Source organism: Roseburia sp. (assembly GCF_041325975.1).
GTDB lineage: Bacteria > Bacillota > Clostridia > Lachnospirales > Lachnospiraceae > Roseburia > Roseburia rectibacter.
The window spans coordinates 1,592,593-1,615,533 of record NZ_JBGLEJ010000005.1; the positions used below are offsets into that span (position 1 = coordinate 1,592,593).

23 protein-coding genes are annotated in these 22,941 nt (G+C 40.9%); 2 read left to right on the top strand and 21 right to left on the bottom strand.

The features are described from left to right. Positions 1 to 7 precede the first annotated feature (7 nt). From ACDD58_RS18425 to ACDD58_RS18495, 15 genes are all read right to left on the bottom strand, one after another. Positions 8 to 988, bottom strand: coding sequence for a substrate-binding domain-containing protein (locus ACDD58_RS18425; RefSeq protein WP_370778636.1), 981 nt, complete (start codon positions 986 to 988; stop codon positions 8 to 10). After that, positions 985 to 2,826, bottom strand: a complete 1,842-nt coding sequence (locus ACDD58_RS18430) for a sensor histidine kinase (protein ID WP_370778771.1) — start codon at positions 2,824 to 2,826, stop codon at positions 985 to 987. The genes ACDD58_RS18425 and ACDD58_RS18430 overlap by 4 nt, the downstream gene beginning before the upstream one ends. After that, positions 2,823 to 4,424 (bottom strand): response regulator, encoded by a 1,602-nt coding sequence (locus ACDD58_RS18435; protein ID WP_117922021.1) that lies wholly within the window; start codon positions 4,422 to 4,424, stop codon positions 2,823 to 2,825. The genes ACDD58_RS18430 and ACDD58_RS18435 overlap by 4 nt, the downstream gene beginning before the upstream one ends. A 15-nt stretch (positions 4,425 to 4,439) precedes the next feature. After that, positions 4,440 to 4,751, bottom strand: a complete 312-nt coding sequence (locus tag ACDD58_RS18440; protein WP_117922020.1) for a hypothetical protein — start codon at positions 4,749 to 4,751, stop codon at positions 4,440 to 4,442. Positions 4,752 to 4,854: 103 nt separating this feature from the next. Continuing rightward, the gene (locus ACDD58_RS18445; RefSeq protein WP_117922019.1) at positions 4,855 to 5,844 is read right to left on the bottom strand and encodes a beta-methylgalactoside transporter; all 990 of its coding nucleotides are present in this window, start codon (positions 5,842 to 5,844) and stop codon (positions 4,855 to 4,857) included. A 20-nt stretch (positions 5,845 to 5,864) separates the two neighbouring features. After that, positions 5,865 to 7,373, bottom strand: coding sequence for a sugar ABC transporter ATP-binding protein (locus tag ACDD58_RS18450; RefSeq protein WP_117922018.1), 1,509 nt, complete (start codon positions 7,371 to 7,373; stop codon positions 5,865 to 5,867). A 224-nt stretch (positions 7,374 to 7,597) separates the two neighbouring features. Then, positions 7,598 to 8,752, bottom strand: a complete 1,155-nt coding sequence (locus ACDD58_RS18455; protein ID WP_117922017.1) for a galactose ABC transporter substrate-binding protein — start codon at positions 8,750 to 8,752, stop codon at positions 7,598 to 7,600. A 325-nt stretch (positions 8,753 to 9,077) separates the two neighbouring features. Then, positions 9,078 to 9,482, bottom strand: coding sequence for a C-GCAxxG-C-C family protein (locus ACDD58_RS18460; protein WP_118210489.1), 405 nt, complete (start codon positions 9,480 to 9,482; stop codon positions 9,078 to 9,080). An 18-nt stretch (positions 9,483 to 9,500) separates the two neighbouring features. Continuing rightward, the gene (gene purD, locus ACDD58_RS18465; RefSeq protein WP_370778637.1) at positions 9,501 to 10,778 is read right to left on the bottom strand and encodes a phosphoribosylamine--glycine ligase; all 1,278 of its coding nucleotides are present in this window, start codon (positions 10,776 to 10,778) and stop codon (positions 9,501 to 9,503) included. 94 nt (positions 10,779 to 10,872) lie between these two features. After that, positions 10,873 to 11,499, bottom strand: a complete 627-nt coding sequence (purN, locus tag ACDD58_RS18470; protein ID WP_117922014.1) for a phosphoribosylglycinamide formyltransferase — start codon at positions 11,497 to 11,499, stop codon at positions 10,873 to 10,875. Beyond that, positions 11,493 to 12,518, bottom strand: coding sequence for a phosphoribosylformylglycinamidine cyclo-ligase (purM, locus tag ACDD58_RS18475; RefSeq protein WP_117922013.1), 1,026 nt, complete (start codon positions 12,516 to 12,518; stop codon positions 11,493 to 11,495). Before purM ends, purN begins: the two co-directional genes overlap by 7 nt. A 111-nt stretch (positions 12,519 to 12,629) precedes the next feature. Then, entirely contained in the window at positions 12,630 to 13,130 is a 501-nt protein-coding gene (purE, locus tag ACDD58_RS18480) for a 5-(carboxyamino)imidazole ribonucleotide mutase (protein WP_006855648.1), read from the bottom strand. Positions 13,131 to 13,308: 178 nt separating this feature from the next. After that, positions 13,309 to 15,342, bottom strand: a complete 2,034-nt coding sequence (locus ACDD58_RS18485) for an aminopeptidase (protein ID WP_370778638.1) — start codon at positions 15,340 to 15,342, stop codon at positions 13,309 to 13,311. Between the two features lie 29 nt (positions 15,343 to 15,371). Continuing rightward, positions 15,372 to 15,959, bottom strand: a complete 588-nt coding sequence (locus tag ACDD58_RS18490) for an HD domain-containing protein (RefSeq protein WP_117922011.1) — start codon at positions 15,957 to 15,959, stop codon at positions 15,372 to 15,374. Between the two features lie 93 nt (positions 15,960 to 16,052). Beyond that, positions 16,053 to 16,379 carry a DUF6142 family protein gene (locus ACDD58_RS18495; RefSeq protein WP_241070731.1) on the bottom strand — a complete coding sequence of 109 codons (327 nt, stop codon included), beginning with the start codon at positions 16,377 to 16,379 and terminating at the stop codon, positions 16,053 to 16,055. Positions 16,380 to 16,622: 243 nt separating this feature from the next. Here ACDD58_RS18495 and ACDD58_RS18500 point away from each other — a divergent pair, with 243 nt between their 5' ends. Beyond that, positions 16,623 to 17,435, top strand: a complete 813-nt coding sequence (locus ACDD58_RS18500; protein ID WP_117922009.1) for a polysaccharide deacetylase family protein — start codon at positions 16,623 to 16,625, stop codon at positions 17,433 to 17,435. On the opposite strand, the gene ACDD58_RS18505 is transcribed toward ACDD58_RS18500, so the two are convergent. The 6 genes from ACDD58_RS18505 to ACDD58_RS18530 form a co-directional block, all read right to left on the bottom strand. Then, positions 17,432 to 17,935: a VanZ family protein gene (locus ACDD58_RS18505; protein WP_117922008.1), complete on the bottom strand. Its 504-nt coding sequence runs from the start codon at positions 17,933 to 17,935 to the stop codon at positions 17,432 to 17,434. The genes ACDD58_RS18500 and ACDD58_RS18505 overlap by 4 nt on opposite strands. Then, positions 17,913 to 18,593: an orotate phosphoribosyltransferase gene (gene pyrE, locus ACDD58_RS18510; RefSeq protein ID WP_015559808.1), complete on the bottom strand. Its 681-nt coding sequence runs from the start codon at positions 18,591 to 18,593 to the stop codon at positions 17,913 to 17,915. The genes ACDD58_RS18505 and pyrE overlap by 23 nt, the downstream gene beginning before the upstream one ends. Before the next feature lie 204 nt (positions 18,594 to 18,797). After that, entirely contained in the window at positions 18,798 to 19,637 is an 840-nt protein-coding gene (locus ACDD58_RS18515) for a hypothetical protein (RefSeq protein WP_173886288.1), read from the bottom strand. Positions 19,638 to 19,640: 3 nt separating this feature from the next. Continuing rightward, positions 19,641 to 20,210: an RNA polymerase sigma factor gene (locus ACDD58_RS18520; RefSeq protein ID WP_022111972.1), complete on the bottom strand. Its 570-nt coding sequence runs from the start codon at positions 20,208 to 20,210 to the stop codon at positions 19,641 to 19,643. A gap of 48 nt (positions 20,211 to 20,258) precedes the next feature. Beyond that, a complete protein-coding gene (locus ACDD58_RS18525; RefSeq protein ID WP_370778639.1) occupies positions 20,259 to 21,563 on the bottom strand; it encodes a serpin family protein in 1,305 nt (434 codons plus the stop codon). 355 nt (positions 21,564 to 21,918) lie between these two features. Then, positions 21,919 to 22,356: a hypothetical protein gene (locus ACDD58_RS18530; protein ID WP_022111970.1), complete on the bottom strand. Its 438-nt coding sequence runs from the start codon at positions 22,354 to 22,356 to the stop codon at positions 21,919 to 21,921. Positions 22,357 to 22,582: 226 nt separating this feature from the next. On the opposite strand from ACDD58_RS18530, the gene ACDD58_RS18535 reads away from it, so the two are divergent. Continuing rightward, positions 22,583 to 22,939 carry a helix-turn-helix domain-containing protein gene (locus ACDD58_RS18535; RefSeq protein WP_370778640.1) on the top strand — a complete coding sequence of 119 codons (357 nt, stop codon included), beginning with the start codon at positions 22,583 to 22,585 and terminating at the stop codon, positions 22,937 to 22,939. Positions 22,940 to 22,941 lie beyond the last annotated feature (2 nt).

Genomic DNA, 22,941 nt, shown 5'->3' on the forward strand with positions numbered 1-22,941 from the left:
ATTTATATCACTGTACAATAGGGAATAAAATCTTTTGATTCTCCTCATCATACAGATTTTCTTTTGTAATTGTAAGAAAACCGATTTCTTCTGTTTTTGCAGAAGATAACGGCTCCCGCAGTTGTCCTGCGATTGCTGCCACACTTAAATACCCGATATTAAATTCATTCGGAACGATCAACGCCCTGATTTCTCCTTTGTCAAGGTAATAGACATTTTTTTCTGAACATCCGATTCCGTAAAGCTGGAATTTTATCTGTTCCTGTGCCTGAAGGTAGTCTACCGCCTGCTCTGTAGTATCATTGTCCAAAGACACCACAATATCCACTTTCTTTTTCTGCAGGCACCATTCAAATGTATTATTTACGTTATCTTCATCGGACAAGTTCCATGCAATGGATGCACCGGCAGTCTGGATTTTATCCATGAAACCTTTCAGACACTGCACTCCGGCAGTCTGTTTCTGATTTCCGGCAAGGATTCCAATATTAACTTCCGCTAAATTTTCACCATAATCCGCAATGACAGCCTCTGCAACTGCTGCCCCCATCTCATAAGACTGAGGCAGTATTGCCGCATACATTCCCTCTGCATCCACATCTGTCTCTGCCAGGATCATCTTATCAGAACCGATTTCCACTGCTGCGTCGTCTGTGTAATTTCTGCTGTCACACATTTCAACGATCACACCCTTTGCCCCATTGTCAAGCTCCCTGTGGATGATCTGGTATTCTTCTTCGAGATTGAGAAAGTTCCCCGTTGATACAACATTCAACCGGATGTGATAATCCTCTGCGCCACGTTCAAGTCCCTCCCGGAAAGAAGTATACCTGTCGCTGCTGCTGTTTTCTACGATCACGGATACCGGATACCATTCCTCATCTTTATTGTCATCAAGCATCCCATATGTCGCAAAAGCAATAAATGCAATAATCACTATAATCACTGCCATTAAATACATTAAATTATTTTTTCCGGCCTGCTTCATAGCTGTTTTCTCCCTGCTTCTAACCGTTCCTGCTCTTCGAGTGTATATATAATATATGGCAGATGAATTCTTACCGTTGTGCCCTCATCCGGCACACTCTCTATTTCAAGACCATATTTTTCACCAAAACGCAGTCTGATCCGGTTATGCACATTTAAAAGTCCTACACCCGATCCACGTTTGTGTACACGATTATTTTCCCTCAGAAGCTGTTCGACCTGATTTTCCGGTATTCCAAGTCCATTATCCGTTACTTCAATATAGACATCATCATTACGCCGGTATCCCCGGACTTCGATCTCACCGTCTCCGTCCATACATTCCACGCCATAATAGATTGCATTTTCAAGCAACGGCTGCACCACCAGTTTTACCGTACAGCACTGCAGGATCTCTTCATCTATGTCAAACCGCACTTCAAAAATATTTTTATATCGGACTTTCTGGATATTCATATAGTTTCTGGCATGCTTTAACTCATCTTCCACACTTATGACCGTCTTTCCCCTGCTTAAACTGATGCGGAAAAGACTCGCTAACTGTGTGATCATAAACACTGCATCCTCATACCGCTCGCCCTCGATCATCCATACGATCGAATCTAATGTATTATACAGGAAATGAGGATTGATCTGTGACTGAAGTGCATCGAGTTCACTTTTCCTCTTTTCTTCCTGTTCAACCACAATATCCTGCATCAGCTGCCTTATCTGTTCCACAGTAGACTTAAGCGTGCGTCCTAAATGTTCGACCTCCATCGTTCCGCCGATATAAATAGACGGATTCAGGTTTCCTGACTCCCATTCCTTGACCGAATTATTCAGCTTCTTCAAAGGCATTGCAATACTTGCTGATACCAGCTGATTTAAAAGAATCACAGCAAGCAGGCACACCGTCACTAACATGATCACAAAATATTTTGTACCGGTCATACCCATATCAAAAGAACTCATCGGTACAACACTGACGATCTTCCATCCGGTATAACTGACTGTCTTTACTGTAACAAGACGTTTTTCACCCAGAAAAGTCTCTTCTGTACTTCCATCCCCATATCCTGCAGCTTCGATGTTATTTTCCTGATAAAGATCCGTATAGATCAGTTTCTGTCTCGGATGATAAATGATCTCACCCTTACCATCGATCAGGTAAACATATTCCGATGAATTTCCAACATTTGCTTTCTTTAAGATCTGTTCAATACTGCTGTAATTCATATCAACCAAAAGGACTCCAAGCGTCGACGTTCCATTGCTTGTCAACTCTACAGCCCTGCTTAAGGAGACGACCCAGTAATAGCGGTAGGTCGGATCATCAAACAGATTCTGCACATGCGGCGTGGAAAAATGCAGATTCTCCATCTGACCGACCGCATCGGTAAACCATTGCTGTGTTATGATATTCACCTGCTCTTTTTCATTTGCAACAGGTACCGCTGCCACAAGCTGCCCATCTCCTGTATAGCAGGCAATACTGATCAGATTATCTTTATTTGCTTCGTACAAAAGATTCATTTCTTCATCCATCGTGTCACTGGCAAGATCTTTATTCTTGATGACACTGTAATACATGGTATCCGAAATACGACGCATATTTCTGAGATAATCCTCCAGATTGATGGCGGTCTGATTTAAAAGCTGCCCTGTGCTCTCGATCGTCATCGTCTCCGCCCTGTTTGAAAACTGCCGGTAGAGCGTGACGCCAAGAAATGACATACTGCAGATGGAAAGGATCGTAAACGAAATAGAGATCGTCACCTGAATACTGTGCGGTTTTACCAAATGTCTTATATATGCAGTTATCTCTTTTATTTTTTCCCTGATGTTTGACAAATTTATTTCCTTTTTTCTGCTTTGTATTTTGAAGGTGACATTCCAAACTGTTTCTTAAATGCATAGCTGAAATAATTTGGGTCTGAGTATCCTACTTTTTCTGCAATAACATATGTTTTCTCATCCTGATTTAATAGCAGATCCAGTGCCTGTTCCATCCGGTACTCCGTCAGATAATTGATAAAAGTTTTTCCGGTTTCTTTTTTAAACACCGTGGAAAAATATGCTGTACTCACAGAAAGATTTTTGCATACACTCTCCACATTAAGACTCGAATCTGCATAATGTTCCCTGACATACTCAATCGCTTTTGTCACAAATGATTTCGTCGTATCCTGTCTGCCATTCTGGATCATCTCCTGCATCTGGCATCCGGTCTTTAACAGCCAGCTTTCCAGTGCTTCTGGTGATTCCATCTGCATAACTTCCCGGTAAATATCACCGGTGCCACCAAAGATTTCATCCAGATTCAGTCCATTGAGCGTACCAAACCGGAAAATCTCAGCAATAAGTTCCGTGATAAATATCTGGTATTTCTGCAGTGATGCCCCCCGTCCGGATAACTGTGTAACGCTCTCTTTCACTGCTTCTTTTAAGGTTCTCTCATCCCCGGTCTTTATCTTTTTTAAGATATTCCCGATCGACTGTTCTTCCCACGGTTCTTCTGCACTGCCCTGTGGATCGATCTCTGCAATATTAATGGCTCTTGTATTTCCATAAATCACACGGTAGGAAACCGCATTGCGCGCTCCCTGATAGGAAGCCGGAAGCTCTGCGATCTCATCACAGATTGCTCCGATTCCAGCGGTGACCTTTGCTCCGCAGACACGCTTCGCCAGTTTACAGAACTTATCCATTGCATTGGTATAAACTGTGATCTCTGCGGTATCTTTCAGCTGCGTGATCACAAGAATGTCTCCCAAATAAAAGAATGTATTAGATCTCCACTTGTCCACAAACTGTTCTTCCGCAAGCTGTTTTACTGACATTCCAAGCAAAAACGGATCGAGTTCAAGCTGTGGATCTTGTGTACTGATATGTAAGATCGTCGCTACATAATATGGACCGCTCCACGGTATCTGGTATTGTTTTAAATATTTGTCAATCTCAGATGCCGGGATACGTCCCTCTATCAGTGATGTATAAAAGTTTTCCTGCAATACCGGAAGACTTTCCATATAATATGCACGCAGTTTTTCGATATTGCGCTTCTCATCAAGTTCTCTGTCTAAGTTTGTCTTGATCCGCTCAAACACTTCCCGCAGTTCGTTTGAATTGATTGGTTTTAAAATATACTCCTCAGCCTCGATCTTTATAGCTTCTTTTGCATACTCAAATTCATCAAATCCGGAAAAAATAATGATTTTAATTTTCTGGTAAAGCTCTTTTAACTTTTTGCTTAAAGTCAGTCCGTCCATGTAAGGCATTTTTATATCTGTCATTACAACATCCGGCTGAATTTCTTCCGCCAGTTCTAATGCTTCCACACCATTTCTTGCATATCCGGCAATACGAAATCCCATCGCTTCCCAGTCAAGTTTTTTCATGATAACAGAATATACTTCTTCCTCATCATCTACCAATAATACCGAATATAAATTCATTGTAACTTTCTCCTGCTAGTCTCCATATTTTGCATTCATATTATGCCATAAAATTCCAAGGATCACAGTGCAGATAATGATCTCTGCAACTGCAATATAGGTGTTCCAGAATAATAAAAACATCATGACAAGCGTTGCAACTGCAAAAAAGAACATCAGCTTTCCTGCAGCCTTTGCATAATTTTCTTCGTCTTTCACTGGCGGCTTATTTTTTCCGCGGATGGCTGAAATATCTTTCATAAACCATAAACGCATTCCATAATAGATCAAAATCACAAATAAAAGTAATGGGATTCCTGCTGTCTCTAAAATCTGTTCTGTAGTCATATAATCCTTGTTTTCCTTTCTTTTTCATAGAGAAAAAATAACGGCTGGTCTGTAACACCCAGCCGTTATTTTACAGTCCGATATAGAAATTATACCGTATCTTTTATTTTCTTGCTATATATTTTCTGATATCCAGAGAAATTGCTACGAAGATTACAACACCGATTGCGATGTACTGTGCGTTCGCATTCATTCCTAAGTACTGGAGTGCAACCTTTAATAACTCGAATACTGCAACACCGATGATAGCGGATGAAACTTTACCACGACCACCTGTTACGGATACACCACCGATCGTACATGCTGCGATTGCTTCCATCTCGTAACCATATCCGGTCTGAACAGATGCACCACCTGCTTTTGCGCCGAGCATGAATCCTGCAAGACCATACATAGCTGCTGCTTTCATGTAGATTAAGATCAATGTTTTCTTTACAGGAACACCTGCAACTTCTGCTGCCTGTGGGTTACCACCGATCGCATACATATATTTTCCATGACGAGTCATGTTGAAAATGAACCATGTGATTGCTGCCACAACAATTGCGATCCAGATCAGGTAGTTAATACCAAGGAATTTACCATTTGCTACATTTGTGTATGCTTCTACGTAACCACCAAGTGGTGTTGCGTTTGTTACGATAAGTCCAATACCATAAACGATTTCCATCATTGCTAAGGTTGCAATGAAAGGTGGTACATTTAAGTATGCAATAAAGATACCGGTTACAGTACCAAATGCTGCACAGATGAGCATTGCGATGATCGCTACTAAAAATACGTTCATAGGTTTCATATCCGGGAAGAATTTACCGGAGTAATCCAGACGCTGTAACAACATACCTGAGACACATGCACCAAAACCGATCATACGTCCTGCGGAAAGGTCACATCCTGCGGTGATAACACATCCTGCAATACCAAGTGCAATGACAAGTCGTGCACTCATATTCATAAGAATATTCATTAAGTTGTTGCTTGTAAAGAAGTTATTGGATGTTAAACCGGTATAGATTACCAGAATGAACATTACAATAATAACCCCGTTGTTGATCAAAAAATCTTTTACTTTCTGCTGTTTTGTCTTTCCCATTTTCGTCTCCTCCTATCGCATCAGAATCTTGTTGCGTATTCCATAATTTTTGCCTGTGTCATATCTTCCGGTTTCTCAACCTCACCGGTCAGTTTACCGTTACACATAACACAAATTCTGTCTGACATTCCAAGAAGCTCTGACATCTCTGAAGAAATCATGATGATTGCTTTTCCCTGTTTTGCTAAGTCACACATAATCTCATAAATCTCATGTTTTGCACCTACATCAATACCACGGGTAGGCTCATCCATGATCAGAACATCCGGATCGTTGGCTAACCATCTTGCAACGATTACTTTCTGCTGGTTACCTCCGGACAGATTGGAAATATGTTCTTTCATGCTCGGAGTCTTAATGCTTAATTTTTTAATACTGCTTGTTACGATCTCATTGATCTTTTTGTGATTTAAAACAAATCCTGCATTGAGATATTTGTTATAAATAGATACACCTACATTATCCTTTATGGACAGGCATCCGAAAATACCGTTTCCTCTTCGATCCTCAGTGATCAGACCAATTCCTGCATTCATCGCATCGATTGGATGTTTGATCTTTACCTTTTTGTCATGCATATAGATCTCACCGGATGCAATACCACGGATACCGAAGATTCCTTCCATAAGCTCTGTTCTCTGTGCACCTACCAGACCGCCAAATCCAAGGATCTCGCCTTTGTGGAGCTGAAAACTTACATTCTGGAATGATTTCGCATGAATGGAGCAAAGATTCTTTACTTCCATAACTACTTCATCACTCGGTTTGTTTTCTCTCGGTGGATATACATTGGTCAGCTCACGTCCAACCATCTTTGTGATGATCTGGTCTGTTGTCATCTCTGCTGCCGGCCAGGTTCCAACATATGTACCATCCCGCATGACCGTGATATCATCAGCGATCCGTTTGATCTCATCCATCTTATGTGAAATGTAAACCATTGCCACACCTTTGTCTCTTAGATCATTCATGATGCGGAACAATGCTTCTACTTCGTTATCGGAAAGAGAAGATGTCGGCTCATCAAAGATGATAACTTTCGCCTGCTGTGAAACAGCCTTTGCAATCTCAACAGACTGCATCTGACCTATGGATAAAGATCCAAGCTGTGCTTTCGGATCAAAATCCATTTTTACTTCTTTTAACCATTTTGCAGTCTCCTCATACATTTTCTTATGATCGATGACTTTTAATGGTCCATACTTTGTCGGGAATCTTCCCAGATACATATTTTCTGCAACGCTTCTTGCCGGTACCGGCTGCAATTCCTGATGTACCATGGCAATTCCTTTTTTCATTGCCTCATCCGGATTATTGATTTCGACTTTTTCTCCGTCCAAAATAATTTCTCCGGCATCCATTTTATAGATACCAAACAAACATTTCATCAGGGTTGATTTTCCTGCACCGTTTTCCCCCATCAGTGCATGGACTGTTCCCGGACGGAGTGATAACTGTACATTGTCAAGTGCTTTGACACCGGGGAAAGATTTGCACACGCCCCTAAGCTCCAGTTTATACTCAGCCATGTTTCTCCTCCTTTATATCATTTGGCTTACTTCTCTGCCAATTATGTTCCTATTTCATATCTGTGCTATTTAGCACACTTCATTTTTCATAGAATATATATCTGCCTGTTTTTATTTCATACATTCATTTCTGCATTTCTGCAGTCTGATCATAATTCTTATGAATAGTGGCAGCGGGTGCCATATGCACCCGCACCACTTTTATACCCTGTTCTATTTACAGATTATTTAACCATGTCAAGAACATCCTGTGCATTGTCTTTTGTTACTTTTACATAATCACATCCGATGTAGTGATCATTGCCAGCGCCTGTGATGTAGTTGATAGCTGCATCTGCTGCACTGTGGGACTGTGAGAAGTGATCGTTAAATACGGTACCTGTCATGGTTCCTGCAAGAACATCCTCTAATGCCTCTGATAATGCATCAACACCTACCAGATAAATATCAGTACCTACGGTACGTCCTGCACTCTGGATTGCCTGTAAAGCACCAAGTGCCATTGCATCGTTGTTACAGAATACAACTTCTACATCGTTACCGTACTGTCCAAGGGCATTTGCTACGATCTGCTGTGCCTGATCCTGCTGCCAGTTACCAACCTGATCAGATAAGCAGTTAACTTCAAGTCCTGCATCCTCAAGAGCTTTTACAGAATACTCTGTACGGTACTGTGCATCAACGTTCTCCGGATCACCTTCTACCATAACGTAGTCGATCTTTCCATTTCCATTTAAATCAACGGTATCAAGGCCAAGATCACTGATCATTTCACCCTGGAAAGTACCGGACTGACGGGCATCACATCCAACGTATGTAACATCCCAGTTGTTATCTGACCATCTCTTCTGCTCTTCTTCATCCGGCTCACGGTTGATGTATACAAGCGGGATTCCTGCTGCAACTACTTTATCTGTGATGGTTGCTGCGGAAGAAGAGTTAACCGGGTTGATAATAAGAACATCTACACCCTCTGTGATGAAGTTATCGATCTGACCTGTCTGTGTAGCCTGATCGTTTGCACCATCAACGATTGTGATATTGTCTTTTGAAAATCCTTTTTCTACCAGATAATTTTCAAGCTCTGTACGGAACAGTGTCATGAAGTTATCGGAGAACTGGTAAATACATACACCAACTTTTTTGTCTGCAAGACTTGCATCTGCGTCTGTTGCTGCATCGGCTGCTGCGTCCCCTGCGTCGGCTGCCTCTGTAGCTGCTGCATCATTTGATGTATCGCTTGCTGCTGCATCGCTTGCTGCTGCATCGGTTGTTGTTCCGGCATTGTTTGTGGATGCATTATTGCTTCCGCCACATCCTGCTACCATAGATGCTACCATTGCTGTTGCTAAGATTACACTAACTACCTTTCTTTTCATAGAAAAATCCTCCCATTTGATTTAATGTATTTGTAACTCTTTGTTTGTTACAAGTGCATTATATCAACAGGAGGATTAGATAAACATACAATATTCTTCTGTCTTTCTTGAAAATTCTTCTTTTTTATTTGTGCACTTTATCAATTTTCTTTATTTTTTGTTTTATTTCGTTGTATATTTTGACATAACGATAAATTATTTCGTATTTTTTTCACGTCATTCTGCCACTTTAAAGTGCAAAAATATGATTCTAGGTAAAGAAAAAAAGATGCAGGATTTTCCCACATCTTCCTTCTGATATAACATAGTATCATTCCATATTTTTTTATAATTCTAAGATCTTCTCGGCGATCTCCACAGCATCACGGATACAATCCGGACAGCTTCTTAGTACCTTTCCAGTTGTAACGCCTTTTAATTCCCCACAGGTCAGTGATCCGTTTTTAGCAAGAAATTCCTTCGTGATCTCCCTGGTCAGTTTGTAAGTATCTGCCTTGCTTGCCGGCTGCTCTAGGTTTTTGCAGCTATTTTTTAATCCTGCAAGCATAACAGCACCGGATACTGCTCCGCAGGTTGCTGCCATGCCACCCATGCCAAGTCCAAATCCCTCACAGGCTGCAAATAACGTTTCCTCCGGTATTCCGGTTTCGTCAGCAAATGCACAGGCAACTGCCTGTGCACAATTAAATCCTTTATTATGTAATTCGATCGCTTTTTCTTTTCTGGTCATCTGATGTGTCCTCCACTTTTATTCTGCCTCATCAATCGCTTTTCCGATATCATGACGCATATATTTATTGGCAAAGCTGACCCACTCGGTTGCCTCATAGGCTTTCTTTCTTGCCTCTTTCAGATCGGCTCCGGTTGCCGTGATACCGAGCACACGTCCGCCGTTTGTGACGATATCGCCATTCTCATCAAATTTCGTTCCGGCATGGAAGCAGAAATAGTCATCTTTTCCATCAAATTTTTCAAGACCACTGATCTTAAATCCTTTTTCATAAGATACCGGGTATCCATCCGATGCTAAAACCACGCAGACTGCTGCATTATCCTCAAACCGCAGGTCAATGGTATCTAACTTACCATCTACACAGGCTTCCATTACATCAATGATATCATTTTTCATACGTGGAAGTACGACCTGTGCTTCCGGATCACCGAATCTCGCATTATACTCTAACACTTTCGGTCCATCCTCTGTCAGCATCAATCCAAAGAAAATAACGCCGGTAAACGGTCTTCCCTCTGCGGCCATGGCATCCACGGTTGCCTGATAAATGTATTTCTGACAGAAATCATCCACTTCTTTCGTGTAAAAAGGACTTGGTGAAAAGTTTCCCATTCCTCCGGTATTTAATCCCTGATCACCGTCTTTTGCGCGTTTGTGATCCTGTGCAGAAGACATGATCTTTATCGTCTTTCCATCCACAAAAGATAAAACAGACACTTCACGTCCTGTCATAAATTCTTCCACGACCATGGTATTTCCGGCAGTTCCGAACTTTTTATCCTCCATGATCTCTTTAACACCAGCTTTTGCTTCCTCTAAGGTATTACAGATCAAAACACCTTTACCAAGCGCCAACCCGTCAGCTTTTAATACGATCGGCATCTTTGCTGTCTCTAAATAAGCAAGTGCCTCCTCTGCTGAAGTAAAGTTTTCATAAGCCGCTGTCGGAATATTATATTTTTTCATGAGATCTTTTGAGAATGCCTTAGAACCCTCTAAAATAGCTGCATTCTTACGAGGTCCAAATACCTTTAATCCCTCTGCTTCAAAAACATCCACGATACCACCAACCAGTGGATCATCCATTCCAACGATCGTAAAATCAATGGCATGCTCTTTTGCAAAAGCCACAAGTTTATCAAACTCCATGGCACCGATCGGTACACACTCTGCAAGGGCCGCAATTCCGGCATTTCCCGGAGCGCAGTAAATTTTATCGACACGCGGGCTTTTTACCACACTTGTCACGATTGCATGTTCACGTCCACCGCTTCCAACTACTAATACTTTCATTCTCCGTCGCTCCTTACTCTTTTATGATACATTTGGTTTCATTTATCTCACTGCCACTTCATGAATACATTTTATCGGTCTGATATTCCATTATTTACTCTGCAATGATCACATGACCATCTTTCACGGATACCTTCCCGTTTGCGATCAGATCGATCGCTTTCGGAAGGATCACCCACTCTGCCTGTTCCATGACACGACGCTGCAATACTTCCGGGGTATCACCCTGCTTTACCTCAACTGCCTTCTGTAAAATGATAGGTCCTGTATCTGTCCCCTCATCCACGAAATGTACCGTTGCACCGGTTACTTTTACGCCACGGGCAAGCACACCTTCATGCACTTTTAATCCATAAAACCCTTTTCCACAAAAAGACGGAATCAGGGATGGATGAATATTCACAATGCGGTTTTCGTATTCTTTTATCATCATTTCCGGCAATACTACAAGAAATCCTGCGAGCACGACGAGATCCACATTGTAAGAATTTAATTTTTCAAGGAATGCCTGATTAAAAGCCTCCCTGCTTTCAAAATCTTTCGGTGAGATACACAATGCTTCGATTCCATGTGCCCTCGCACGTTCTAATGCATAGGCATTTACATTATTGCTGATGACAACCGAAATACATGCATTTGTTATTTTTCCTGCACTGATTGCATCTATGATCGCCTGAAGATTTGTTCCTCCACCGGATACTAAGACTGCCAGTTTTAGCATAAGGTTACTCCTTTTTCACCATCTTTGATCTCGCCAACCACATATGGTGTCTCGCCTGCTGCTTTGATTGCTTCCATAGTCTTATCCACATCAGCAGGATCTACTGCAAGTACCATACCAAGTCCCATATTGTAGGTATTGTACATCATTTTTTCTTCGACCTGTCCTTTTTCTGCCATCAGTTTAAAGATAGCCGGAACCTCATAGCTGTCTTTGCGGATCATGGCATGTTTTCCCTCCGGCAGCATTCTCGGAACATTCTCATAGAAACCGCCACCTGTAATATGGCTGCATGCTTTGACACGTACTCCCGCTTCTTTGACGCTGCGCAGTGCTTTTACATAAATTCTTGTAGGTACAAGCAATGCCTCTCCAAGCGTTTTTCCTAATTCATCATAATATGTATCGAGACTCTCTTTTGTCATTTCAAAGATTTTTCTGACAAGTGAAAAACCGTTAGAATGTACACCGGAGGATGCCATACCGATCAGTACGTCTCCTGCCTTTAAGTCGGCACCTGTGATAATGTCCTTTTCATCTACAACACCAACTGCAAATCCTGCAAGATCATATTCATCTTCAGGCATCAGTCCCGGATGCTCTGCTGTCTCCCCACCGATCAAGGCTGCATCAGACTGTTTGCATCCCTCTGCCACACCACTTACGATAGATGCGATCTTTTCCGGATAGTTCTTTCCACATGCAATATAATCAAGGAAAAATAAAGGTTCGCCGCCTGCACATGCGATATCGTTGACACACATTGCAACACAGTCAATTCCGATCGTATCATGTTTGTCCATAAGAAACGCAAGTTTTATTTTGGTACCTACACCGTCTGTTCCGGATACTAAGGTAGGTTTCTCCATGTTTTTGAATTTTTCCATGGAAAATGCACCGGAAAATCCGCCAAGGCCTGTCAGAACCTCTGGTCTCATGGTTCCCTGTACATATTTTTTCATCAGTTCCACTGATTTGTATCCTGCTTCGATATCAACACCGGAATTTTTGTAATCCATTTACTTTTCCTCCTGAATCTGTTGTTTACATGTTCATTTTTTGTATCGTCTGTCCGTCTCTGCTGTCATGTGTTTTATTCAGAATAATACATTTATCATTATCTGCTTCTTTTAGTAATTCTTATAGCCGACTTCCTGTAATCTGGCATCTTTCGCCTGAACCTGCTCTTTTAACTCTTTCGAATATTCTTTTAATTTCGCAAGCAGTGCCTCATCTGATGTAGCAAGGATCTTTGCTGCAAGCAGACCTGCATTTGCTCCACCGTTGATTGCTACGGTTGCAACCGGAATACCGGACGGCATCTGAACGATCGAGTATAAAGAATCTCTTCCACCAAGCGATGTGGTATGCATTGGGATACCAATGACCGGCATCGGAAAAATCGCTGCACACATACCCGGTAAATGTGCTGCCATTCCTGCACCTGCAATGATCACCTTAAAACCTTTTGCTTCCGCACTTTTTGCATATTCAAAAAATACATCCGGCTCTCTGTGCGCAGAGATGATCGTCATCTCATAATCAATTCCAAGCTTATCTAAAATATCTGCAGCTTTTGCCATAACCGGCATATCTGAATCGCTGCCCATTACAATACCAACTTTTGCCATAATCGTGCTCCTTCCAGATTCCTACAGTATCAAATCTCCACTGTTATCTATGTGTATTGTAACTGTCATTCTTTTAGAAGTCCAATTAATATTTATTATTTTATTTATTAAATAATCTTATATATCATCTTATTTATTTCTGAAGCAGGACTCCAGCTTATTTTTAACAATCCTGTTTTTATAAAAGCGGCCCATTCAGCTGCTCTGTTCCGGCTAAGACAAATTTGCCATCTGCAATGATATCTTCTGTACTGCCATCTTTTCTTATCACTGTGATCTTGTCAAGCTCATCATATGGGATCGTAATATCTGTATGACAATTTAAATACGCTTTTTCTACGGACTCTTTTCTCTGTGCAGATACACTATTTTCCCTTGCAACGATTGCTTTTCCATCCGGGTTATAGGAAATGTTGTCCTCCTCATGACTGTAACAGGTATCTCCCACTGCAAAATGTGGTCCTGTTTTCTCCGCGATCAGAATCGGCAGCTTATCTGCGATCTGATAATCTCTCGCCATTCGGTATGCTGTCGTATTCGTCCCAATCGCAAATTCCCCCATCGGCAATGTATCATGATGTTTCAGGACATTATCACGGATATATTTTTTATTTTCCGCCTCATCCTTAAAATTCGTGCAGGTATAGGATTCTACCATACCATCCTTAAACCGGATCTCTAAATTCTCATAATTAAGTCCGTTTAAATATACCTGTCCGACAAATAATGTTCCCGTGGTCTTTTCTAGTACCGGTGAAGTAAATACCTCTCCCACCGGAATATTGACATCTGCCACACAGTTTTCAAATGCAGTCTCCTTTGACGGATCTTTTAATTTCCAGATATTTACATATAAATCTGTTTTGTTTTTTCCTTTTCCTGTAATGTGTACCTGATCTGCTGTATCTAAAACATCAATGATCTTCTGCTGAATTGTCTGGTATAATTTGTAATCTAACGTATTTAATTTCACAGTCTCAGCAAAGATTTCTTCGAAACGCTCTCCAATCTCCGGTATCGGGTATGCGATGATCGTAAAACTGCGTTCTTCGCCCTTGATATATTCATTGATCATCTGCCCTGCCATATTCATCTCATAAACGCACAGTTTCTGCTGTTTTTCGTTATATTTCACTGCACACTCTTTATTTTCCGGTGAAAACGGTTCTTCCCCGAATACTTCAATAACTGCCGGGCCTGCATGACCTGCTGCAAGTTTTTTCTCTTCCTCGAAATAATTTTTTCTTGCCTCCAAACAGCGTTCCACATATGCTTTATCCAGATAAAGCGCACGGTCTTCCCTGTGGTCATAGTCAAACTGTTTGTTTGGTGAAGTTGCCGTTGCAAGCATGGTCGGCTTTAAATTCATTTTTTCAAAATTATGCACCGCTGCACGGACCATACGCTCAAAACCGATCGGATAACGCAACTGGACAGTCTGCTTTTTGCCAAGATCTTTGCCTGTCACCTCAAATCCGATCCGGTAACCTTCTGTATAGGTGTCTGCCATCGCCTGGATCTCTTCATCAGTCATTTTATTTAAAAATGCCGCAATCTGTTTTTCATTTTCTCCGATATATACACCGTATCGATACAGATAGCGCAGATCCGTAAGATCTGCATGCATCACAATATCCGTCTCAAAATCTTCCGCCGGATCAATCAGCCTGCGCAGGCTTTTCTCATAAAAGATCTCGCTGTAATCATGGAAAAACCAGTACAGATCCTGCTGCACTGCCGACTTCTCCGGAGCATCTTTTTCTTCTCCATTCTCAAAACGGTTATAAATTTCTACAAACAGCTCCATCTGGATCGTAAGCTGCATCAGATCTCCACGAAACGCTGCACCAATCTCCCTTCTTACGTAAGCAAAATAAGCACAGAGCAACTGCCCAAACTCTTCTCCTAATATTTTCACAGCATAGTCCGGATTCGCATAGCTTGTCTGATATGAAGCTCCAAGTATATCCTCATAGAATCCCAGATTACATTCTTCTGCTTCTTTTAAACTCCGCTTTTGAATCGTATCATCTGCCCACAGATCGTAAACAGCCGCCTGTTTCTGCAGTAACTGTGCTGTCTGTCTGAAATATTCTTTATATTTTTCTTCGGTCTCCGGCTTTTCTTCAATCTCTGCGATCCGCTCACGCACCAGCGCAAAACGCTCCTCTGCAAGTTCGTTGGATTCTTTATATAATTCTTTATACAACATTAAGTCAAAACCTCCACAACAAAATTCTATCACTCATCAATCAGTTTTCCATACTTCGCATTTTTTTCGATCAATGACTTTGCATACTCCCAGATACGCTCAGAGCCCTCATGCACTCTCTCATCTCTTTTAAGTACCTGAGACTTTTTCACACCATGTTCTTCCCATGAGATACCACCCGATGCATCATTTAAAAATAATGGCTGCACCTTATCTAACATATTGGCAAACTTTGATTCCGGTGTCTCCATAGCCTCAAACTCATCCCACAGACCGCGGTATTCCTTCTTCTGTGTTTCCGGGAGTAATCCAAAGATCCTGTCTGCCGCTTTTAATTCGCGCTCCCGCTTTGTCTTATTGCCCTCCGTATCATATGCGTAGGTATCTCCGGCATCGATTTCTATGACATCATGAAGAAGTACCATTTTCATGGTTTTTAATACATCAATCGGCTCATTCGCATAATCAGCAAGCACAAACGCCATCAGTGCCAGATGCCAGGAATGTTCCGCATCATTTTCTTTTCTGCTCCCATCGCTTAAATACGTCTGCCTTGTAATCTTTTTTATTTTATCCAGTTCCATAATAAATGAAATCTGTTTTTCAAAATCTGTCATTTGAATCTCCATTTCTTTTATAAATGAATGTCTCTATTCTGAGTCATTATAAATTATCAAAATATATCACGTTGTACTCTAACACATTGTGATTTACAGCAAAAATCCAACCACATATAATGCCACCCATGCACCAACTGCAAGGAAAGAACATATCGTCGCAAGGTAAGGAAAAAAACGATAAGAATTTTCCTCTCTTAAACTTAAGACAGCATTAAATAATGCGACCACACCGACTAACATGGACGATACTCCTGCACTTCCAAGATACATACTGCCGTTTCCTCTGTTTTGAAAAGAACAGACAATAACAGCAACAAGAACTGCTAAAGAAATAACTGACAGCATCCATGCAATAACTCCCCTTTTTGACTGCTTTTTGTCTGTGAATTTATATCCTCTTTTATGCTTTTTATGCATCCTATTTATCCTCATTTTCACACTTTTTATCCATGTGTCTGACAGGCACATATTTTTACCCTAAATCTTCCATGCCATTCTCAAATATCATTTTCCTGCCGACATTCTTTTATTATACAAAAACATATCTTTTTATGCAACCTGTCCGGCAGTCATATTGTTCTTGCACTCCAAGTAAAAAGCGTTTACTATAACAATAGATTTTAAAGATATTACCATGTAACCTGCAGGAGGATTTTATCAATGAAAGTTTATGTATGTTTCCCTAAAGGAAAGGCGAAAGCACTGACTATGAGCTACGATGACGGCAAAATCCAGGATGAGCGTCTTGTTTCTATTTTTAACCGTTACGGCATACGGGGAACTTTTAATTTAAATTATGGAATGATCGATAAAGAAGGGCTTACTCCACCACGGATTAAAAGTTCACGTATCAACGAACTTTATACCGGACATGAAATTGCAACCCATACCATGACTCACCCGACCATTGCACGCTGTCCGATGACGGAAGTTGCAGAAGAAATTTTAGCTGACCGGAAAGGTTTAGAACAGATCACCGGCCGCATTATCCGCGGACATGCTTATCCAAATGGTTCCTACAATGAAGACATCAAACAATTATTCCGCCAGCTTGGAATTGCCTATGCCCGTGTCGTAGAACCGGCAGCTGATTTTGCACTTCCAACCGATCCGCTTGAATGGCACCCGACCTGTCATCATGACGCCCCGGATCTGATGGAAAAAGCTGAATTTTTTGCAGAATTTAAGAAAAAACAGTATTTAAAATTAATGTATGTATGGGGGCACAGTTATGAATTTGACAATCATGATAACTGGAATGTAATTGAAGATTTCTGCGCATATATGGGTGGCAGGGATGATATCTGGTACGCAACCAACATCGAGATCATTGACTATATGGACGCTGCAAAACGTATCCTCTTTTCTGCAGACTGCAGGAGAGTTTACAATCCAAGTGCCCTCAGTGTATGGCTCGAAGTTGATGGCGATTCTGTGATAGAAGTAAAAAGCGGTACCTATCTGGAACTTTAATTATCATGCATCTTTCGCCCTGTGATCTTTCGCGTCAACTTTTTCACCAGATCATAGATAAGAAATCCAAACAATCCCCCGATCGTATTTAAGATCAGGTCGTCTACATCCAGACTTCCAACCTTAAATACCAGTTGCAGTATTTCCACGACAAGACTTAATTCAAAACTGTAAAGAACCGTATACCACATTTTTCTGCACCGTTCATAATAGATCGGCAAAAATGTTCCAAATGGCATAAACGCAATAATATTGCCGGCAAGGTTCAAAACTACTGCATAAGTGCCAAGAGCTTTACGATAACGGATAAATCGCATAATTTCTTTGAATGGAACAAGGTTATAGTGATATGCTCTTTCACTATAAGTTCGTCCCATTTCTTCTGAAAAAAATAAAAAATAAAATAACACTGCAAAGTAAACAGTGAACAATACGCCGGCAATCAGCCGGCGTCTTTTTTTTCTGTCATCCATCGCATTATTTACATCCATACTGTTCATAGTATGCATCAATTGCTTTTTTTATCTCATCATTAATGACAATTTTGCCCTGACACTCCTTATTGTAAAGATGTTCTACGACCTCTTCCATCGTTACAATCGCATTTGTCGGAAAACCATAAGTCTCTCGGATTTCATCAAGTGCACTCATTTTACCGCCAAGTCCCATTTCCATACGGTTTAAAGAAACCATCAGGCCAACGATCTCAACATTTGCAGCTCCTCTTACTTTCGGAACTGTCTCCTCCATGGATTTACCGGATGTTGTAACATCCTCGATCATGACAACACGGTCACCGTCTTTTAAACTGCTTCCAAGGAAACTTCCCTTATCTGCTCCGTGGTCTTTTTCTTCTTTTCTATCCGAACAGTAACGGACTTCTTTTCCATACAATTTGCTGAATGCAACTGCTGTTACAACACTGATCGGGATTCCCTTGTATGCCGGTCCGAATAATACATCAAAATCATCTCCATACTTCTCATGGATCGCCTTTGCGTAATACTCACCAAGACGCATTAACTGTGAACCTGTCACATAAGCTCCTGCATTCATAAAAAATGGGGATTTACGTCCACTCTTTAATGTAAACTCTCCAAATTTGAGCACATCACTCTCAACCATAAACTCGATAAATTCCTGCTTGTACTGTTCCATTTTATCTACGACCTCCTGTTTAACTTCCTTAATATCGATTGTTTGCACCTGATTCTCTCGTGTCTTCACAATTATTTTTATACTATCATAAGTGTCTTAGAATCTCAATCTCTTTTAACTTCATTTTTTAACCTGTAGAAAAGACATTAGAATTTTTATCAGACAAGACCCTATTTTAAATCTTCTGTTTCATAACATATCTGTCTATTCCGTCAGTTCTCCTATCACTGTGATAAATCTTTGCTCTGTAAGACCGGAACTTTCTATGGTAAATATAACTCCATCTTTTTCAAAAACAGCGACATAACTATACCCGCCAGTCTGCCCGATCGGATAACATCCCGCTGTGACCGTAATCCCATGCACCAGAGACGTGGCTAAATGTGTATCTGTAAATCTTGTCACGATCCCGGATTCCGTTGTACGAACTCCGATTTTCAATGTACGTTCTCCACTTTCATCCGAATAGATCAGACTATTATTATCATCCACTGCTTCTCCTGCTTTATCATATCCAACATGATAAACACCATCCGACAGGATGAATCCATCTGGAATGGAAGTCGGACAGATCTTTGTTCCAAAATATTCTTCCAGCCCCGCTGCGTCATAAGAAACAATCTGGTCCGGTTCTGCTACATCATAGGCTATACTTTCCATTTCGCGAATCTCATTAAAGATCAGACCGGTATCCTCCTCTGCTTTTTCCACCCCTGCCTCATCCGCTGATCCGGCTGCTGTACTTCCATACATACCATCATAATCATTGAAAACCGTGTCCACAGAGTTATTTTTGTTTCCTGAATATCCATTCCTGATCCTTCCATAAAACATTCCTGCACCGATGATCAGCACAAATGCTGTCATACACATCGCCGCCGAAATAGTGATATGCGCAGGCTGTTCCTTCTCTAAAGGGATTTTTTCTCTTATAACATAAAACATCCGCTTCATCCGTGATTTTGATTTTATCTCAACTTCCGCATCTGAAACATACTTTGGATCAATATGCCCGAATGCATCAATCAGATCATCTGCTTTCACTGCTCACACCTCGATTCCTTCCTGAGCAAGACATTTCCGTAAACTTTCCCTTGAACGCATCAGAGACGATTTTACCTTGCTCTCACTGATGGAGAATCTCTTTGCAATTTCAGCTATACTGTCAAAATACCAGTACCTCCGCACAAAGATCCTGCGGTTTTCTGTCTTCATCCCAGCCAGAAAACGGTTAATCATCTCCGCAAGTTCCATATTTTCCACATGTAACTCCATATTTTCACCGGAAATACAGTCCTGCATCTCTTCATATATGTAAGAAATTTCTCCCTCTCCACGCTTTTTCGAATGATTTTTCCGGTAGCGGTCTAAGGATAGATTTCTTGTAATCGCTCCTAAAAACGCCTGCAATATCCCCGGCCGCTCTGTCGGCATGGAATTCCACGCCCGGAACCATGTATCATTCATACACTCTTCACAATCACTTTCATTGTGCAGTACATTCTGTGCTATCTTGTGACAATATGCTCCGTATTTCTGCTGTGAGCATGTAATTGCCCTCTGATCTCTGACCCAGTATAACTCAATAATCTTTTCATCCTCTAAAAACTGCCCCACGATCCGAATTATATCCTCCTGTAATGTTTATCCTGTTCTGTTATGATTTTACAGAGCATCTGCCGCACCAATAAAAACAGGTATCCCATTCTCCCTGTCTATGATTGCATAGACAAATGGCCTGTCCAGCACAACATTTTCCACTGCCTCCAGACACCCCATTGTTTCCACTTCCACAACTGTTGCCGCCCCGGCCTTTGTACCAAGTTCATTCACTTCAATCTTTGTCCGGTGCAATACCCGGCTGATATACAGATTATCCCCATTTTTACAATTCCCCATCTGTGAAAAATCTGCTAATTTCTCATCAAATGCATCATGCATTCCCATTCTGTCTAAAACTTCCGCTAATTCTTTCTGCGTCTCCGCCTTAAACTTTGGCATACCTGTTTCCACTATTGTATCATTTGCCTGAGCAATTGTCTTTAGAAAAGTTTCTCCATTCATCTGACTGATATAATCTCTGATATCCATATTCTCATCCGGAAGCAGTGCAACAAAGTCAAAACCTTCTTTATACGGCTTGATAAATCCAACGGCATGCTCTTCCTTCAGAAAAGAATGTTCCTCCGAATACATCATTGATACTGTTGAATGATTACCATCAATATCATAAAAATCAGCATCATGCACCTGTTCCTTTTCATACGGGTCCTGCCACTCCCCCTCAAATGCCACTGCATTTACAAGATACATAATAGCATATGGCGGTATCTGATCCATGATATCTTTGATCATTCCATCCGTGCGCCGGTCGATCCAGCGATTGATATCCTTTGTCGTTTTTTTATCAAAAGCCGAGGCAAAGATATCTGCCTGATAAAATTCAGCGTTTAACTTCAGAAAATCATCTGCCGGTACAAAGTTCTCATCAGAATCTTTGTACCAGATAGAATTCGCTGTATATAAATGATTATTTTTTTCCTTTGGCATGGAACTTTGCAGACGCTGCAGCTCCCGATTGAGAAGATCAAGCGAGCAGTCTGCCGTACCGCAAAGTACACTCTCCATCTGTTCCAAAGTCTCGCCTGATGCTCCGTTTGCAGTCATGGCAAGCGCATTTATCACGGAATATGGTGATATCATTGTATTTTTTCCAGCTTCATAGCTATTTTGAAAAGCCTTTATTGCAAAATCAGCATAACTGTCCGCAAATATTTTGTCTGATTTTTCATCCGATGGCAGCATCTGAACATTATCTCCGGATTTTCCAGTATCTTCTTTCGTTACATTCAATTCCCTTGTCGATCCTGAAAGATGCATGCCTTCTACATTAGAACACGCAGCTGTCCCTGATAACAGAATACCAGCTGTTAAAAATAATGCTACTATCTTTTTTGCTCTTTTTTTCATCTTCTCTTCCTCCATTGTATCTGTTTCCTGTTGTTTCATTGCTCTTCTATAGAAAAAGACGCAAATGGGTAACTGCCCGTTGCGTCTTTTTCCAATTTTTTTCAGCATAGAATTTGCCTTACTATATTTTCCAGTCCCCATGTAACACATCGCTGTAAGACAATCTAATTCGTCATTTTCTACTGAAATCTTCTTCCTGATCTTTTCCAGCTCTTTCGGTCTCAACATCATTCGCGATAAGTATATCATATTTCACCAGTCGTTTTCCACATAACCGTAAAAAAGTAAAAAACCATACGATACATTTTCTATATATATCGCATGGCTTTACTTATTGCTTTACTTATTGCTTTACTTATTGCTTTTCAACTGAAACAATTGTTCCCGAAAATGCATCCACTTCTGAAAGTTCCCCGGTATATGTTACTTTTACTTTATCTCCAACAGAAACATTTTCCAATCCCTGTGGTTTTGCATCAAAACTTAATTCATAGGAAGCACCACTATCATCTGTCACAATAAACATAAAATCTTTGATCTCGTCCACCGTTCCATTCAGTGTTTTCTCTTCGCCTGTTACCGCTTCAGCTGTATTTTCCGGTACAGCTTCAGTCTGTAACTCTGTTTCAGCGTTACCCTCTGCACCAGCCTGCTGTTCTTTCTGCATATTATCCTCTGCCTGTACTTCCTGCTGCACTTCATTTCCGGCATCAGCACGATTCGTGCTTCCACATGCTGTAAATATGGACATACACATTACCGTTGCTAATACATAAATTGTTTTTTTTCTCATTCTGAATATCCTCCTGCGTGTTTTTATTACTTATCATTTGTAAGTTTCATTTATTTAGATAAAATAATAACAAAAAAAGTTTCATTAAAAAAAAATTTTTTTATTCCCGTTTCCTCATTATTTTTATGAACATGAATTATTCGGCAAATGGATAAAATGCTTTTTCCGGCAGATGTGCGTCAGGAAATGCATAATAAGATAAAAGAAACAGAAACGGAGAACATCTATGAACAGTATCGGGAAACGTATTGTATTTTTACGTGAAGAACGCGACATGAGCCAGAAACATCTTGCTTACACGATCGGTATCGCTCCGACTACCCTATCCCGATATGAAAACAACCTTTATGAACCAAAGGCTGAAATTTTAAACCGGCTCGCAAAAGCCCTTGATACCACTTCTGACTTTCTGATCGGACTTACCGATATTTATGAGAAACCAGCAGATGCCAGAAAGCGCAAATCAGAACTCACTGCCGACGAACAGCGTCTCTTAAGTTATTACCGTAAATTAACCGACCTGAATCAGGCTCGTTTAAAGGAACGAGCCGAGACGCTGCTTGATCTGCAGGAGAAAAAATGATT